General features: G+C 60.8%; 14 protein-coding genes. 6 read left to right on the top strand and 8 right to left on the bottom strand.

Features of this window, described 5'->3' with window-relative positions; genetic code table 11:
• Positions 1 to 30: 30 nt before the first annotated feature.
• The 7 genes from emrD to OKC28_RS02505 form a co-directional block, all read right to left on the bottom strand.
• Positions 31 to 1230 carry a multidrug efflux MFS transporter EmrD gene (gene emrD, locus OKC28_RS02535; protein WP_058394721.1) on the bottom strand — a complete coding sequence of 400 codons (1200 nt, stop codon included), beginning with the start codon at positions 1228 to 1230 and terminating at the stop codon, positions 31 to 33.
• A 290-nt stretch (positions 1231 to 1520) separates the two neighbouring features.
• Entirely contained in the window at positions 1521 to 2954 is a 1434-nt protein-coding gene (locus OKC28_RS02530) for an ABC transporter ATP-binding protein (protein ID WP_270687133.1), read from the bottom strand.
• Positions 2951 to 3757 carry an ABC transporter permease gene (locus tag OKC28_RS02525; RefSeq protein WP_270687131.1) on the bottom strand — a complete coding sequence of 269 codons (807 nt, stop codon included), beginning with the start codon at positions 3755 to 3757 and terminating at the stop codon, positions 2951 to 2953. Before OKC28_RS02525 ends, OKC28_RS02530 begins: the two co-directional genes overlap by 4 nt.
• Before the next feature lie 2 nt (positions 3758 to 3759).
• Positions 3760 to 4722, bottom strand: a complete 963-nt coding sequence (locus tag OKC28_RS02520) for an ABC transporter permease (RefSeq protein WP_087755934.1) — start codon at positions 4720 to 4722, stop codon at positions 3760 to 3762.
• A complete protein-coding gene (locus OKC28_RS02515; protein ID WP_270687125.1) occupies positions 4719 to 6248 on the bottom strand; it encodes an ABC transporter substrate-binding protein in 1530 nt (509 codons plus the stop codon). The genes OKC28_RS02520 and OKC28_RS02515 overlap by 4 nt, the downstream gene beginning before the upstream one ends.
• A 236-nt stretch (positions 6249 to 6484) precedes the next feature.
• Positions 6485 to 7147, bottom strand: coding sequence for a glutathione S-transferase family protein (locus OKC28_RS02510; protein ID WP_021139807.1), 663 nt, complete (start codon positions 7145 to 7147; stop codon positions 6485 to 6487).
• A 195-nt stretch (positions 7148 to 7342) separates the two neighbouring features.
• On the bottom strand, positions 7343 to 7798 hold the full coding sequence (locus OKC28_RS02505; protein WP_011898874.1) for a hypothetical protein: 456 nt from the start codon (positions 7796 to 7798) through the stop codon (positions 7343 to 7345).
• Positions 7799 to 7997: 199 nt separating this feature from the next.
• Between OKC28_RS02505 and suhB the strand changes: the two genes are divergently transcribed.
• On the top strand, positions 7998 to 8801 hold the full coding sequence (suhB, locus tag OKC28_RS02500; RefSeq protein WP_005310327.1) for an inositol-1-monophosphatase: 804 nt from the start codon (positions 7998 to 8000) through the stop codon (positions 8799 to 8801).
• Positions 8802 to 9168: 367 nt separating this feature from the next.
• Here the strand turns inward: suhB and OKC28_RS02495 are convergent, their stop codons facing one another.
• Positions 9169 to 10800 carry a methyl-accepting chemotaxis protein gene (locus OKC28_RS02495; protein ID WP_113720336.1) on the bottom strand — a complete coding sequence of 544 codons (1632 nt, stop codon included), beginning with the start codon at positions 10798 to 10800 and terminating at the stop codon, positions 9169 to 9171.
• Positions 10801 to 11167: 367 nt separating this feature from the next.
• Between OKC28_RS02495 and OKC28_RS02490 the strand changes: the two genes are divergently transcribed.
• From OKC28_RS02490 to OKC28_RS02470, 5 genes are all read left to right on the top strand, one after another.
• Positions 11168 to 12100, top strand: a complete 933-nt coding sequence (locus OKC28_RS02490) for a ZIP family metal transporter (RefSeq protein ID WP_021138565.1) — start codon at positions 11168 to 11170, stop codon at positions 12098 to 12100.
• 97 nt (positions 12101 to 12197) lie between these two features.
• Complete coding sequence (locus OKC28_RS02485; RefSeq protein WP_021138564.1) at positions 12198 to 12956, top strand: substrate-binding periplasmic protein; 759 nt, start codon at positions 12198 to 12200, stop codon at positions 12954 to 12956.
• 103 nt (positions 12957 to 13059) lie between these two features.
• Positions 13060 to 13752 (top strand): 5'-methylthioadenosine/S-adenosylhomocysteine nucleosidase, encoded by a 693-nt coding sequence (gene mtnN / locus OKC28_RS02480; protein ID WP_021138563.1) that lies wholly within the window; start codon positions 13060 to 13062, stop codon positions 13750 to 13752.
• Positions 13749 to 14699 (top strand): cobalamin biosynthesis protein CobD/CbiB, encoded by a 951-nt coding sequence (locus OKC28_RS02475; RefSeq protein ID WP_265456771.1) that lies wholly within the window; start codon positions 13749 to 13751, stop codon positions 14697 to 14699. The genes mtnN and OKC28_RS02475 overlap by 4 nt, the downstream gene beginning before the upstream one ends.
• On the top strand, positions 14692 to 15507 hold the full coding sequence (locus OKC28_RS02470; protein ID WP_265456769.1) for a cobalamin-binding protein: 816 nt from the start codon (positions 14692 to 14694) through the stop codon (positions 15505 to 15507). The genes OKC28_RS02475 and OKC28_RS02470 overlap by 8 nt, the downstream gene beginning before the upstream one ends.
• Positions 15508 to 15535: the final 28 nt, after the last annotated feature.

The following is a 15535-nucleotide window of genomic DNA, read 5'->3' as shown; positions in this document are numbered from 1 at the left end:
CAATGGCGGGCTTCAGGAGCACAGACAGGATCAGGTCGCCATCTGCTCGTGGGGCGATCCATGGTGGCGCAGCCAGGCAAAGCTCAAGGCTACCAGCAGGACCATGATCGTCATGATGGCCCCCAGGGTCACCTGGCCCTCCATCGGGAAGCAAGCCGCCAGCAGGGTGACTATCCCCGCCCCCAGGTTCTGCATCCCGCCAAGAATGGCGCCAGCCGTCCCTGCCTGACCCGGGAAGGGTTCGATGGCGCAGGAAGTCGCGGTCGGATAGAGGATGCCGCTACCGATGAAGTAAACAGCGGCGCCCCCCACCAAAGAGGCGGCACTCACCACCCCGAACAGGCCTGGCAGCAGTATGATGAGCGACCCCAGCGCCAGGAAGGCGATGCCCAGGCGCATCAGTTTGCCCTGGCTCAGCCGAAAACTGAGCTTGGCAGAGAGCCAGGCACCAAACAGATAACCGGGCAGCGGCAGCACGAACAATACGCTGACAGTGCGGGCGCTCAGTTTGAGTACATCGCCGAGCAGCACGCCTGCCGCCGCTTCAAACACGGCAAGTCCTGCAAAGGTTGCCATCAGGCAGAGCAGGTTGCCCTGGAAGCGTGGATTGCCCAGCACATGGCGGTAGGCGGCGCCGACCCGCAGCCGCTCTTGGCGCGCCGCCACCGGCAGGGTTTCACCAAACCAGGCCAGCAGGGCCAGGGTAGTCACGGCACCAAAACCAAACAGGAACCAGTAGCCGGCACGCCAGTTGAACAGCTCGGTCAACCAGCCGCCCAGCACGGGGGCCAGCAGCGGGGAAAAGATCACCCCCATGCTCACCAGACTGTTGGCTCGGTTCAGTTCGGCACCGCTGTAGCGGTCGCGCATCACGGTCCGGCTCATGGCACCACCGGCACCGGTACCCAGCCCCTGGATCAGGCTGCCGATCAGCAGAGCCGTGAAGCTCGGGATCAACTGAATGGTCAGTGTCCCTACCAGAAACACCATCATGCCGATAAGCAGCACGGGGCGACGGCCGATGCGATCCGACAGCGGACCGTAGACAAACTGGGAGAGCCCGTACGGGATCAGGTAACAGGCCATCACCGCCTGCAACTGGCCGGAGGCCACGTTGAAGTCCCCCGCCATCATGGGAATGGAGGGCACATACAGGGTCTGGGTCATCTGGCCCACAGCGACCATGAGAATGGTCAGAAAAAACAGGGGGTAAAAACTGTGCCGATACATATCTCAGTCCCGCAAATCATCAAAAGCTGCCGCTCCCCTGGCAGATAATCTGCAGAGGGGATCCAAAAAACAGAGTCAATCAAAGGTGAAAATACAAGGCGGAGAACCCGCACCGGCCGGGAGCAGGACACTCCCTTGGCTTGGGGTGATCTTAGTGATTCAGATCACGAAAAACGAACGAATCTTTATAATCAGCTTTCCCTAGTTTTCCTAATGTGACGGGGTTATTCACCCCGTCAGCGACACAAATCAAGGGGTTATCATCGACAAGATGCCTTCAGACCTCGTCATCATACTGTCCGCCGCACACGGGCAACATCCAGCCCCTCATTTTGGGTACCTGCCGTCATTCCCAGCCGCAGGCAGCGTTCCCCCACCTTGTCGGCCAGGGCTTCGTCATGGGTCACCAGCAGCAGGGCACAGCCGATCTCTCCCAGCTCCTCCAGCAGGCAGGTCATGGTCTGCTGCTGACTGAGGGGATCGAGCCGGGAGGTAGGCTCATCTGCAAACAGCAGTACGGGGCGCAGCAACAGGGCCCTGATCAGCGACAGACGCTGCAACTCGCCCCCCGATACCTGACCCGGCAGACGCCTCAGCAAGCCCTCATCGAGCCCCAGCCTCGCCAGATAATCGATGAGACGCTGACGGGGCAACCGATGGCGGTGCAGCAGATCGTCAAACAGGGTCCCGAGGCGCACCCGACTGGCAAACGCCTGCACAGGATCCTGATAGAGTTTCTGCCAGCGATGGTGAGCGACCCCTTCCCGGCACAGCACATGCCCCTGCAAAGGACGCTGCAGACCGAGCAGCACATTGCCGAGGGTGCTCTTGCCCGCACCGCTCGGCGCCATGATGGCAAGCCGCTCCCCTTGTGCCAGTTGCACATCGAGACCCTGGAACAGGGTCTGTTCGCCATACCCCATGGTCAGCCCCTCGCCCCTGAGCAACCAATCACCTGTGGCCGGTGCACTTTTCTTGGGCCAGGCTGCGGGATCTGCCGCCAGCAGGGCCCGGGTGTAGGCATGGGCCGGGTGATGCAGCACCCGCTCGGCGGGCCCTTGCTCCACTATCTCGCCCCCCTTAACCACCAACACCCAGCCACCCAGCGCCCGGGCCAGAGTCAGGTCGTGGGTGATGGTCAACAACTGACGAGCCTGCGCCAGATAGCCCAGCAGCAGCGCTTGCAGCCTGGCGCGGGCCAGACTGTCTAGCCCCTTGGTGGGCTCGTCGGCGATGAGCAGTCGGGCCTGCCCCAGGGTGGCGGCCGCAAAGGCGGCACGCTGGGCCATGCCGCCGGAAAGCTGATGCGCGAAATGACGCTCACGCCCTGCAAGCCCCAGGTGCTCGAGGGAGGCTCTCGCCCGCAAGCGGGCCTGTGGACCTCCCGCAAGCCAGCCCTCCTCCACTTGGTGCAGCAGCCCCATGGTAGGGTCGAGTGCCATCACAGGCTCTTGCGGCAACATCGCCAGCTCCTGCCCCCACAGGGCACGCAGTCGATGGGGCTCGGCCAGATCGTAGTGATGACCGGCCACCTCAAGCTGGCCTTGCCCAAGTAGCGGTGCAGGCAGCGTGCCCATCAGGGCATGGGCCAGCAGGGATTTGCCCGAGCCACTCTCCCCCACCAGGGTCAGGGCACTGCCGGGAGTCAGGGTCAAGTCCAGCGCTTGCAGCAGGGTCTGCTTGCCATCGCCAACCTGCACGCCCTTGATGTGAATAGCAGTCATGACCTGGCTCCTTGTGAAGAACGGGGATGGGGCTCTGCCTTCTGGTTGAGCAGCACCAGTGCCAGCAGCATCAAGCCCATCACCATGATGGGGGCCAGCAGCAAACGGGGTGCCTCCTGATAGTGCGGCAACGCCTCCGTCATCATCAGCCCCAGCTCGGGGGTGGGAGGCTGAATGCCCACCCCGACAAAGCCCAGGGTGGAGAGGGTCAGAATGGCCCCCGCCAGACCGAACGCCATCATGGTCAGCAACTGGGGTGCCAGCTCGGGCCAGAGGTGGCGGCGCACTATGTAGCCGTTGCCAAAACCGAGCAGACGGGACGCCTCCACCTGGGGTGACGCGAGCAAGGTGCGACTGCGGGCCCGCACCACCCGGTAGTATTCCACCCACTGCGCCATGGCCAGACCGAGATAGAGGATGGCAAAGCCGCCCTGAGCCATGGCGGAGAACAACAGCACCAGCAGCAGACTGGGCAGGGCCAGCACACCGTCGGCCAGGCTGCGCAGCAGCCCATCTGCCCAGCCACCGCGCCAGGCCGAGAGCCAACCCAGCAGAGAACCGAGCAGCGCGGCCGTCATGACGCACAGGATCCCCAGCAGCAGCGACAAGCGGGTAGCCGCGGCCAGCCGCGCCATCAGGCTGCGCCCCAGCTGATCCCGCCCGAGGGGCTCCTGCCAGGAAGGGTCGGCCAGAAAGTTGACCAGATCCTGGGCGGCAGGATCGGGCCAGATGAGCGGTGCCAGCAAGGCAAACAGCACCACCAGCAGGAGCAGGCTCGCTCCGGCTTTCAATGAGAGAGACATGATCAAGACTCCTTGGGACCGCGAGGATCAATGGCGAGGCAGAGCAGATCGGTCAGGGTGTTAAGCAGCACAAACAGCGCAGCCAGCACCAGCACTGTGCCCTGCACCATGGGCACGTCGCGCCAGAAAATGGCATGCACCAGCGCATGGCCGATGCCGGGCCAGGCAAACAGACTCTCGACCACCACCACACCTTCAATCAGGAGCACCAGCTGTACGCTGGTGTAGGCAATGACGCTGACCCCGGTATTGCGCAACCCGTGGCGCAGAAATACCCGTGCTGGCGACAGCCCCTTGGTGAGGGCAAAGCGGTAATAATCGGACTGCACGACAGTGAGCACGCTTTCTCGCACGACCCTGGCCAGCACGCCGGACAGGCCGAGCCCCAGGGTAAGGGCAGGCAGCCAGAGGTTGTGTCCCTCCCCGTGCCCGGCGGCACTGAACCAGCCCAGTTCCACCGAGAGCAGCACCATCAGCACCAGACCCAGCAGAAAGGGCGGCAGTGCCCGCATCAATACACTCCAGGCCAGAGTCAGCCGATCGCAGAGCCCCCCTGGACGCAAGGCGCTCAGGCTGCCAAGGGGCAGCGCCAGCAACAAGGCCAGCACAACGGCGGCCAGTGCCAGCGACAAAGTCGCCCCCAGATGATGCCCAATCTCACCGACGACCGGAGCCCCGGTGACCAGTGAGCTGCCCAGATCCCCCTGAAGCAAGGCGGCAAGCCAGTCGCCGAAGCGGGACAGGGCCGACTCGGCCAGCCCCAGCTCATGGCGCACAGCGCTCGCCGCCTCTGCGGTGACATAGTCATAGCCGTAGCGACCGGCGGCGATGCGAAAGGCGATATCCCCGGGCAGGGATTGCACCATCAGAAAACAGAGCCCGGCCACCAGCAGCGCCACCATCAGTGCCTGTACCAGACGCTGACTCAGGACGCCCACGACAGCAGACAAGGGCAAGCCTGTCATTGCGCACCCCAAGTCAGCCTGGTCAGGTAATAACTGCGCTCTTGGGGATCCAGTTCAAAACCCTTGAGCTTGCGGCTGACGGCTGCACTCTGGCGATACCAGGCAATGGGCAGCAGCGGCAACTCCTGTTGCAAGGTAGCGGCGATGTCACGCCTCAGCATGGCGGCCTCTTGCGTGGGCAAGGCTTCACGACCAAGCCGCGCCAGTTGAGCTGTGAGTACAGGGGATTGCCAGTTCATTACCCCCCAGTCGGCACCGGCAGGGGCCAGGTCCCCCAGCAGGGTCACCAGCGGATCCGGCACCAACGCATAGTTGCGGGCATAAAGACCGAGCTGGAGCGAGCCATCCTGATGACCTGCCGGGATCTCGCTCGAATTGCCCACCGCCACCTTGAGCTCGACACCCACTTCCTTCCACTGAGCCTGCAACGCCGTCGCCAGCTGAGGCAACTCGGGGCGATCCGGAAAGGTGCGCAGGGTCAAAGTGAAGCGATCCTTCCCCTTGTGCAGCACGCCATCTGCCCCCTTCTGCCAGCCTGCCGCGGCAAAGGCCGCTTGCGCCGCCTGCACGTCATAGGCAAGCGGTGTCAAGCCGGGCTGATGCCATTCCTTCAGACTGGGAGGAAAAAGCTGGGTCGCCGCCATCTCGGGATCACGCAGCAGGGCTGCCGCCATGCCGCTGCGGTTGATGGCCAGACTGAGCGCACGCCGCACGGCCGGATCGCTCAGACGTGGATCGGCCCCATTGAGTTTGAGCTGTATGGTGCGTGGCAAGGTCACAGAGGCGATGCTCACCCTGGGCGCTTGTTGCAAACGGCGTATGCTGACCGGATCAAGTCCCCATGCGATGTCAGCCTGACCACTCTCTGCCATCAGGGTACGGCTCTCGGCGCGGCCGACCGTCAGGTAGCTGACCTGCTCGATGGCGGCCTTTGGGCCATCCCAGCGGTCAAAACGCGCTGTTTCGATCCGCTGAGGCTGCTGCAAACGGGTAATGCGATAGGGGCCGGATCCAATCACCTGCGTCACCTCCCCCTTGTCGTCATAGGCCCCCCTGGCCAGGATCTGGGTACTGGGATGGGCCAGCACAGCCGCCAGCGAGGCGAAGGGGTGGGCAAGGGTGACAAGCAGCGCCCCCTCTTTGGCCTCAATGGCGGTAATCGGTGCGCTGGTCAGTACCCCTGGTTTGCGCCAGGCCTGTTGCAACGCAAACGCAGCCTGCTCGGCATTCACCTTGCTGCCATCGTGAAAATGGGCGTGGGGGCGCAGCGTGAATCTCCACTGCAAGCCATCCTCTGAGCGGGACCAATCACTGGCCAGCCCCGGCTTCAAGCCTCCCTGACTGTCAACGTCGACCAGGGTCTCGGCTACCTGCAAACGGGTAAAAAAGACACCGTTGCTGGCCGGGTCGATACTGTGGATTTCCCATGGCCCCACCATGGTCAGCGGCTTGCCATGGGCACCAGCACTCATGCCTGCCAGCAACGCCAGGGCACACCATCCTGAATAGGCGTATTTTTTTGTCATCGTCTCCATCCGAATAATCATTGTCATCAACTGAAAGGTTGTCGTTATAACATAACAATTAATCAGGCAGAATGACTTTCCACTCTTGATGAATCACTCGTTTGTAGGGAGTTAATAGCGGGGCCAGACGATCCTTCTCAGCGAGCATGAATGATGCAACGGCGGGAAATGGTGATGTGAAGACAAGGGGGAGAAGCGAGAAAAAAGATGGCCCGTCACGGGGCCATCTTGTCAGCTTAGCGAGTCACCATCTGCTGGGCTTGCTTGACCAGATCGGCCGGGTCCTCGTTGCGCGGCGGTATGGCAATCCCTTTCTGGCAGGCGGGGCGAGCCGCCATACGTGCCATCCAGGCTTGCAGATGGGTCAACCCGTCGATGGAGATACCGCTCCAGTCATAGATGCGCACCCAGGGCCAGGTGGCGATATCGGCGATGCTGTACTCATCGGCCAGATACTCGTGCTCCGCCAGATGGGTGTCGAGCACCTCGAACAGACGACGCCCCTCTTTCTGATAGCGCTCGATGGCGGCCGGGATCTTCTCCGGGAAGTAGCGATAGAAGACGTTGGCCTGCCCCATCATGGGACCGACACCGCCCATCTGGAACATCAACCACTGGATGGCCTGGGAGCGACGCTTGGGATCCTGCGGCAACAACTTGCCCGCCTTCTCTGCCAGATAGAGCAGGATGGCGCCGGACTCGAACACCGCGAAATCGCCGTTATCCCGATCGACGATGGCCGGGATGCGACCATTGGGGTTGATGGCCAGAAACTCGGGCTTTTTCTGATCCAGCGCCGACAAATCGAGCGGGATCACCCGATAGGGCAATCCCAGCTCTTCGAGGGCAATCGCCACCTTGAAACCATTGGGGGTGGCAGCGGTATAAAAATCGATCATCATGGACTCCTTGTGATTCAGGCCCGGGCGCAGAGGCTAACCTCGGCCCATTTGTGCCGGATCCGGGTTGGTGCTATGTGCACATGCAACAAGACAATTGGATGTGGGCTGCGCATCTCGCAGCAGCGGCACAATATCGGCCAGTTATGACAAATATTGCGCCGCTTGAACAGCCCGATAAAAGAGGACGCCAGGTTAGCTGCACAACCCCATGGGTTGGCGCTGGCGCAGCAGAATGAGGCGAGACAGCAGCGGAAAGTAGGACTCAAGCTTGTTTAATAGCACCCGGCTGCAAGCGGGATCGGCCAGTTCAGACTCGGCCAGCGCTATGCCGTTGGAGACAAAATAAAAACGGGGATCCCGTACATCCGGCCCCTGAATGGTGAGGGAGTCATCCCCCCTGTGCATCAGCAGCGGCAATACCGGCAAGCCGAAGCTATCGCCACTTCGCTGCCAACCGAACTCGGGCCAGACAGTATCGCCATCGAGCAGCAGAATGGCCGCCTCCTCTTTACCCGGCTGCCATTGCGATGGCTGGGTAATATTCACCTCGTCGAAGTAGGCGCCATATCCGGTTGATGCTCTCAACGCCGCTAGCAGTCCCTGGGTAGTTGCTGCCGACGGTTTTTGACTGACTAATGACAAATTCATGATCCACATCCCTATGCTCATGCAGCCTGTTATTCGGCTACTGCCATAAGGCTAGACCAAAAAGAGTCTGTATTGGAGCCGTCAGATCTGGCAGTCGCCAAGGTCGGGGAGAAGGCGTATAACGGTTGCCATTATCGAAAAGACTGGTATCATACCGCGTCCTTTTATCCCCCGTTCTTTAACATCCAGTGGTGAACCTATGCATCCGATGCTGAATATCGCCGTGCGCGCTGCGCGCAACGCCGGTCAAGTAGTAGTAAAAGCCTTTTCCCAGCCCGAAAACATCGAGGCCATCCAGAAAGGCAGCAATGACTTCGTGACCAACGTTGACCGTGACGCCGAAGCGGCCATCATTCACACCATCAAAAAATCTTACCCTGAACACAGCATCATTGCTGAAGAGTCTGGTGAGATTGCCGGTACCAATCCGGACTACCAATGGATCATTGACCCACTGGATGGCACGACCAACCTCGTCAAGGGCATTCCGCACTTTGCCGTCTCCATCGCCCTGCGCGTCAAGGGCAAGACAGAACAAGCCGTCGTCTACGATCCCATCCGTGACGAGCTGTTTACCGCGACCCGTGGTAACGGCGCCCAGCTGAACGGCTACCGCATCCGTGTCGGCAAGGCCAAAGAGCTGGCTGGTACCGTTCTTGCCACCGGTTTCCCATTCAAGCAGAAGCATCATATCGAGCCCTACCTGAAGATGTTCCAGAGCATGTTCATCGAATGTGCCGACATCCGTCGCTCCGGCTCTGCCGCGCTGGATCTGGCCTATGTGGCCGCCGGTCGCGTCGACGGCTTCTGGGAGATCGGCCTCAAGCCCTGGGATACCGCAGCCGGTGAACTGCTGGCCAAAGAGTCCGGTGCCATCGTCACCGACTTCGTGGGTGGTCACAACTACGAAAACTCCGGCAACATAGTGGTTGCCAACCCGCGCGTCCTGAAAGAGATGCTCGGCAAGATCCGTGAGAACCTGCCGGAATCTCTGGCCAAGTAAGCCGTTACCCGCAGCGCACACACATTGAACCCGGTCCAGGCCGGGTTTTTTTATGTCTATTGCAAAGCAATTTATCTGCAAAGCCGCAAAACAATCCTGCCCGGCACCTACTATTCCCTCAGCCGTGAGCTTGCTATACACATGCACTCAGCAAGTGTCTTGCAATCGATATCAAGTCCCTCCCCTTTGCAATCTGCCCACCTTGGCTCAATCAGCCGCAAACAGGAGTTTATTCACTGGGCGCCGGCCTTTTCAGTACTGTCGTCTTTGCCAAATAACAAAACCCGGCCTGAGCCGGGTTTTGTTATCAATCCAACGAGGACAGTGCCAGCTCAGCGTGAGCCGACCCGGCACTGCCCTCATGTCATCAAGCCAGACGGAAGCGACCCATGGTCTGCTTCAGGCCGGCGGCCAGCTGGCTCAGCTCCAGACAGGCACGGGCGGTATGATCGGCGCCGATGGCAACCTCGTTGGAGGATTCATTGATCCGCTCCACATTGCGACCCAGCTCATCGGAAACCGCATCCTGCTCGCCACAGGCACTGGCAATCTGAATGGCCATGTCAGCAATCTGGGCAACCGCTTCTTCAATTTGCTGAATGCCGTTGCTGGTCTGCTCGCTCTGCACCACGCACTGGCGGATCATGTCACAGCTTTGACCTGTCACCTCTTTCGCCTGGTTGGCACGTGCCTGCAAGGTTTCTATGATGGCCACTATCTCGCCGGTGGATGCCTGAGTGCGACCAGCCAGGGTTCGTACCTCATCGGCCACCACGGCAAAGCCACGACCCTGTTCACCGGCACGAGCCGCCTCGATGGCGGCGTTGAGCGCCAGCAGGTTGGTCTGATCGGCGATGCCGCGGATCACGTCCACCACCAGATTGATCTGGGCAGATTCACGCTCCAGCTCGGCGACCAGGGTCCCCGCCTGTTCAATCTCCTCGGCGACCCGGGTAATGGCTACCAGCGAGCTCTGCACATCCTGATTGCCGCGACGGGCAAGGGCGTTGGCAGAGCTGGCAGATTCGGAGGCGGTCTCTGTGTTGCCGGCCACGTCGGCCACGGTCGCCTTCATCTGGGTCATGGCGGTCGCAACCAGGGAGATCTCCTGCTGCTGGCTCTGGATCCCCTGCGCCGATTGTTCGGAAACGGCGCTCACCTCTTCGATGGCGGCGCCAAGCTGAGTCACGGCAGCCACCACTTCTTCAATCAGACCGCGCAGATTGTCCTGCATCTTGAGGGATGCCTTGGCCAGCATGCCCAGCTCATCGCGACCTATGTGCTGACGATCCAGCTGATGGGTCAGGTCACCGGCTGCGATGGCGTTGGCCTGCGCCACGACTGCGTACAGCGGCAAACAGATCTGGCGAGTCAGGAACCAGGTCATGGCCATCATGAACAGCAGCAGGCCGCCGATGCTCACCATGGCAAAACTGGTCACCATGTTGACGCTGTCGAGCAGGCTGCCCCGATTCTCCTTCACGAAGCCGAGGTTCACCTCCACCAGGTTGTTGACCGACTGCTCCAGGGCGCCATAGGCGGCGTTTGACTGGAATAGCAACGCCTTGGCCTCGGCAGGCTGACCTTGCACCAGCATCTGATCAACGGCATTGACCGAGTTCAGGTACTGTTGCCAGTCCTGCTTGGCACGATTGAAGACCTGACGCTCATGATCGGCGCCGACCGTTGCCTCGTAGGCACGAAAAGCACGCTCGACCTTCTGGACATTGTCCTGGATGCGGCCACGACGGGCCTGCAGATCGGCGGCATCGTCAACCATCAACAGGGCAAACTGGGCACGACGCACATAGGAGACGTCGTAGAGCAATTTTTCTACCGAGAGCACGCTCGGCAGGGTGGAGTCGGTAAAGTTCAGCACGCGGTCGCGCACGCCGCGCAACTCGCTGGAAAGGAAAATACCGAATATCACATTGACGGCGGCAATGACCGCAAAAACCACGGCAATCTTTTTGCCGATAGACAGATTTTTATAAAACATGGTGGCTGGTGATCCTCAACTGCTGACAAGCAGGTGCACTGTGGCGATCACATCCGTATGAGCTGATACCCGGACATTCCTGCCGGGAGGTGGGGCGTTGCGAAAGACCAAGGGAAGGGCGGGTTTCGCGAGGGCGGCACTTTACCATAAAACCGCTCACTCCTTCACCGGATTTATCGGCGAGAAAGCAAGTTGTTTTTCCCCATAACCAGACTTTCATCACGCACTTTTTATAGCGACCAAATCATTTCAAATACTTAGCCGATGGGGACAATCGACGGGCGGGCATGGACAAAGCCGGTCAGGCTGGGTGTAATGCACAGGATGGTTACAAGCCATCCTCATCTGCTGTAGAGAGGTCAAGTTTATGGATAACGTATCGGCCCTGCCGGTTTCCTCCTGGTCAGTCCAACTGCGCGAGCAGGTGCAGGCTCGCCCACTGACCGCCCTCGGTCTGCTCATCGCGCTGGCCGCCGTCTTGCTGCTGCTATTGCAGAGCCTCATCATGCTGGCGACTGACGATATGAGCACAGGCGTCCGTTATGGTCTCATCGGCGGGGTAGCGGGCTTTGCCGCCACCGCCCTCGGCGCCCTGCCGGCACTCTTCTTGCGTTCCGTGCCACAACGAGTGGAAGACGCCATGCTGGGCTTTGCCGCCGGCATGATGCTGGCCGCCAGCGCCTTCTCCCTGCTGCTGCCGGGGCTCGAAGCAGCAGAAGGGATCACAGGGGATGGCTTTCTCGCCGCGGCCGTAGTGGTGGCAGGCATGACCCTGGGGGGCCTGCTGATGCTGGGGCTGGATCAGTTCACCCCCCATGAGCACGACAAGACAGGCCCCTGCGGCCCAGGTCACCAGCAGTGCTCCCGGGTCTGGCTGTTCGTGTTTGCCATTGCCCTGCACAACCTGCCGGAGGGGATGGCCATCGGGGTCAGCTTCTCTCAGGGGGATATGTCGGTGGGGCTGCCGCTGACTACGGCCATCGCCCTGCAAGACATTCCGGAAGGGCTGGCGGTGGCGCTGGCCATGTGCGCCGCAGGATTCAGACCCTGGGTTGCGGTATTGGTCGCCATAGCAAGCGGCTTGCTCGAACCCCTCGGCGCCCTGCTTGGGGTCGGCCTCTCCAGCGGCATGGCCATCGCCTACCCTATAGGGCTGGGGCTGGCGGCGGGCGCCATGCTGTTTGTGGTCTCCCACGAGGTGATCCCGGAAACGCACCGCAATGGTCACCAGACCCACGCCACTCTGGGCCTGATGGCAGGCTTTGCCCTTATGATGACCCTCGACACCGCCTTGGGTTGATAACATGCTGATAAATAGCCTGATGTCTCATTCGTTGACGATACTGACATAGCTGGCATCGGGATCTCCCCGAGCCTTCATCGAGGGCCTGCATGACATGAGATCCTGGGTGGCCTCACTGCTTTGCCTGCTTGCCCCTGCACTCTGGGCAGCCAGTTCCCCCGAGGTTTATCACACGGCGGCGCAACCGGAATCGGCGCCCAAGTACATTGGAAATCCGGATGGCCGGATCGGCGGCATTTGCGTCGACCTGTTTCGCCTCATGGAGCAGCGAGAGCCCGCCCTGCGCATCCAGGGCGATCAAGCCTTCCTGCCGCTAAGGCGGTTGGAAAAGAGCGTGCTGCATGGCCAGCTCGATTTTATCTGTGGTGTCGGCGACAACCCGGCGCGTCGGCATCAGTTTATCTATCTGCAACCACCTGTGTTTACCGTGCGCTACCACCTGGCGGTGCGCAGCGACGACACTGTCGAGGTCAAGGGCTGGGATGATGTCAGAGCACTCGGCAAGGAGGGCACCATCCTGATCAACCATGGCAGCGGCGCCATAGCGCGGCTGCAAACCATAGGCGGTCTCATCATAGATAGCGGCGGGATCAGCAGCTCCGCCAATTACCACAAGCTGCTGATGAAACGGGGACGTTTCGTCTATTACCGCTCACCGGGTTTTGAATTCGATATCCGCCAACACAACCTCGCCAGCCAGATCCGCATACTCCCGACCGTCATGGAGGAAACGCCCTTTTATATCCTGTTTTACCAGCAGACTTCGCCCGAGCGGCTTGGCCTGTTTGCCAACACGCTGCAACAAGTCGCCAACAGCGGGGAACTGGCCAGCCTGGTCGAGCATTACCGCTAGCGTATCTTTCCCCGCATCATCTGAATGCTCGGCGCCATCACCAACTTTTGTTATGATCCACAACAACTTATTCGGCCGTGCGGCCATCGAGACGAGGTGAGTGATGAAAGTAGGTATTATCGGCGCCATGGAACAGGAAGTGGCCCTGCTGCGCAGCCAGATGAACGAGCCAACCACGCTGCAACTGGGCGGCTGCGAATTCTATCAAGGCAAGCTGGCAGGCAAAGAGGTGATCCTGACTCGCTCCGGCATCGGTAAGGTCGCCGCCAGTGTCGCCACCAGCCTGCTGCTGGAGAAATTTGCCCCGGATTGTGTCATCAACACAGGCTCAGCTGGCGGCTTCGCTCAGGATCTGCACATCGGTGATGTGGTCATCGCCGATGAGATGCGCTTTCACGATGTGGACGTGACCGCCTTTGGTTATGAGATGGGCCAGATGGCACAGCAACCCGCAGCCTTCCCCTGCGATGAGAAACTGATCGCGGTGGCAGAGGATTGCATCGCCGAGCAAGGCAAGCATCAAACCAAAGTTGGCCTCATCTGCACCGGTGATCAGTTCATGTGCAAACCAGACGCCATCGCCAAGGCCCGTGCTGATTTCCCGCAGATGCTGGCGGTCGAAATGGAAGGGGCCGCCATCGGCCAGGTGTGCCATATGTTCAAGGTGCCCTATCTGGTGGTGCGCGCCATGTCGGACATCGCCGGCAAGGAACAGGTTGAATCCTTCGATGCCTTCATCGAGGTGGCGGGCCAGCATTCCGCCGAGATGATCATCAAGATGCTCGGCAAGCTGTGATCGACCTCGCCACACTGGAACACATGGCCGCCACCCCGGCGGCCATTTTGCTCGGGGCCGCGCTGCTGGAAGCCATACTGCCCTGGCCTGCCCAGTTCAGACTCTCTGCCCTGGTGCCCCTGCTGACCCGCCTGGGCCACAAGGTTCACCGCCCCGATGGCGCGTCCAGGCAGCAATTCCAAGCCGGTCTGCTGGCCCTGCTGGTCGTCTGGCTGCCATGCGCCGCCGGACTCTGGGCTGTGCGCAACCTCTCCCTCTCCGAGCCGCTGTTTGATCTGTTGTTTCTGTTGCTGATGATAGAGTCCCGTCCATTGCGTGAGCTGGCCAAGGCAACCCGTTCCCTGGCAAGCCAGGAGACGCTGGTCGTTGCCCGCCTGCAGGCAGCGCCCTGGCTCAGGCGCGATGCCGGCAAGCTCTCCGTGATGGGGATTGCCAAGGCCGTCAGTGAGACCTGCGCACTGCGCCTGGTAGGGCAATGGGCGGGCCCCTTGCTCGGGTTTGCACTGGCAGGCGTTCAGGGCGCCCTGCTGTGGAGACTCGCTCAATTGATGGATCAGGGCTGGAGCCCAAAACAGGTGGCATTCAGCCATTTCGGCCGCGCCGCCGCCGTGCTTTATCAGGCCCTCTGCACCCCAACCATACTGCTGCTGGCACTGCCCCTGTGCCTGACTCAAGTGCGCCAGCTAGGCGCCAGGATGCGCACTGCCATTCAGTGGCCCTACCCCGCCATGGGCATCTTGCTCGCCCAGCTATCCAGCTCGCTTGGCATCCGGCTGGGTGGCCCCCGCTATTATCAGGGCACCCTGTTCCGCTTCCCGGTATTTGATGCACCCAGCGACCCGGCAGCCGCCACTGCGCTACGCGTACTCAACCGGTTGCAACTGATTGGCTGGGGTTGGCTCGCACTGGCCACAATGCTCACAGTGCTGGAGCAGCTCCATGGCTAACTATTTCGCCCTGCTTTGCCTGCTCTGCTGTTCGCTGACGCTGCAGGCTGCAACACCGATGCGCATCGTCAGTCTGACCCCCCATCTGACCGAGCTGTTGTTCCTCGTTGGGGCAGGCGATCGCATCGTCGCCACCGATGATGCATCGGATTTTCCGCCAGAAGTGAACGATCGCCCGCACGTGGCCAACTACCGCAGCATCAACCTCGAAGCCCTGCTGGCCCAGAAACCGGATCTGGTGGTGGCCTGGCGCTCTGCCCAATCCCGTATGCTGGCACCTGTCGAACAGCTGGGGATCCCTGTGTTCTACTCTGAGCCCACGGATTTTGCTTCCCTGGCCACCGAAATTCGGGCGCTGGGAGCACTGCTGGACCTGGAGCAGACAGCGAACACTCAGGCCGAGGCCTACCTTGCCAGACTGGCGGCGCTCAAGCAACGTTATGGTCAGCCCAACCATATCAAGGTGTTTTATCAGCTCTGGTATCCGCCCCTGACCAGCGTCAGCGGCTCGGCGTGGCCAGCCCAGGCCATCGAACTGTGCGGTGCAGAGAACCTGATGGCTGGCGCCAGAATCCCTTACCCTCAGGTCAATTTGGAGCAGGTGATCAAGTCTGACCCTGCGCTCATTCTGGCTGGTAGCCAGGATCCTGACGCTTTACGTCACTGGCAACAATGGCCCATGGTCGATGCGGTCAAACATCAACGATTGCAACTCATCAACTCGGATGAACTGCACCGCTTCACCCCGAGGGCGCTCAATGCCGTGGAGCAGGTATGCAATGCCATCGCTCGCGTGCAAGCAAAATAGCCACTGGCACTAACACAGCGATATTGAA

The organism is Aeromonas sp. D3 (genome assembly GCF_027705025.1).
In the GTDB taxonomy this organism is placed as follows: domain Bacteria; phylum Pseudomonadota; class Gammaproteobacteria; order Enterobacterales; family Aeromonadaceae; genus Aeromonas; species Aeromonas salmonicida.
The sequence above is the reverse complement of the archived record's forward strand: the minus strand, read 5'-3'. Positions and strand labels throughout refer to the sequence as shown.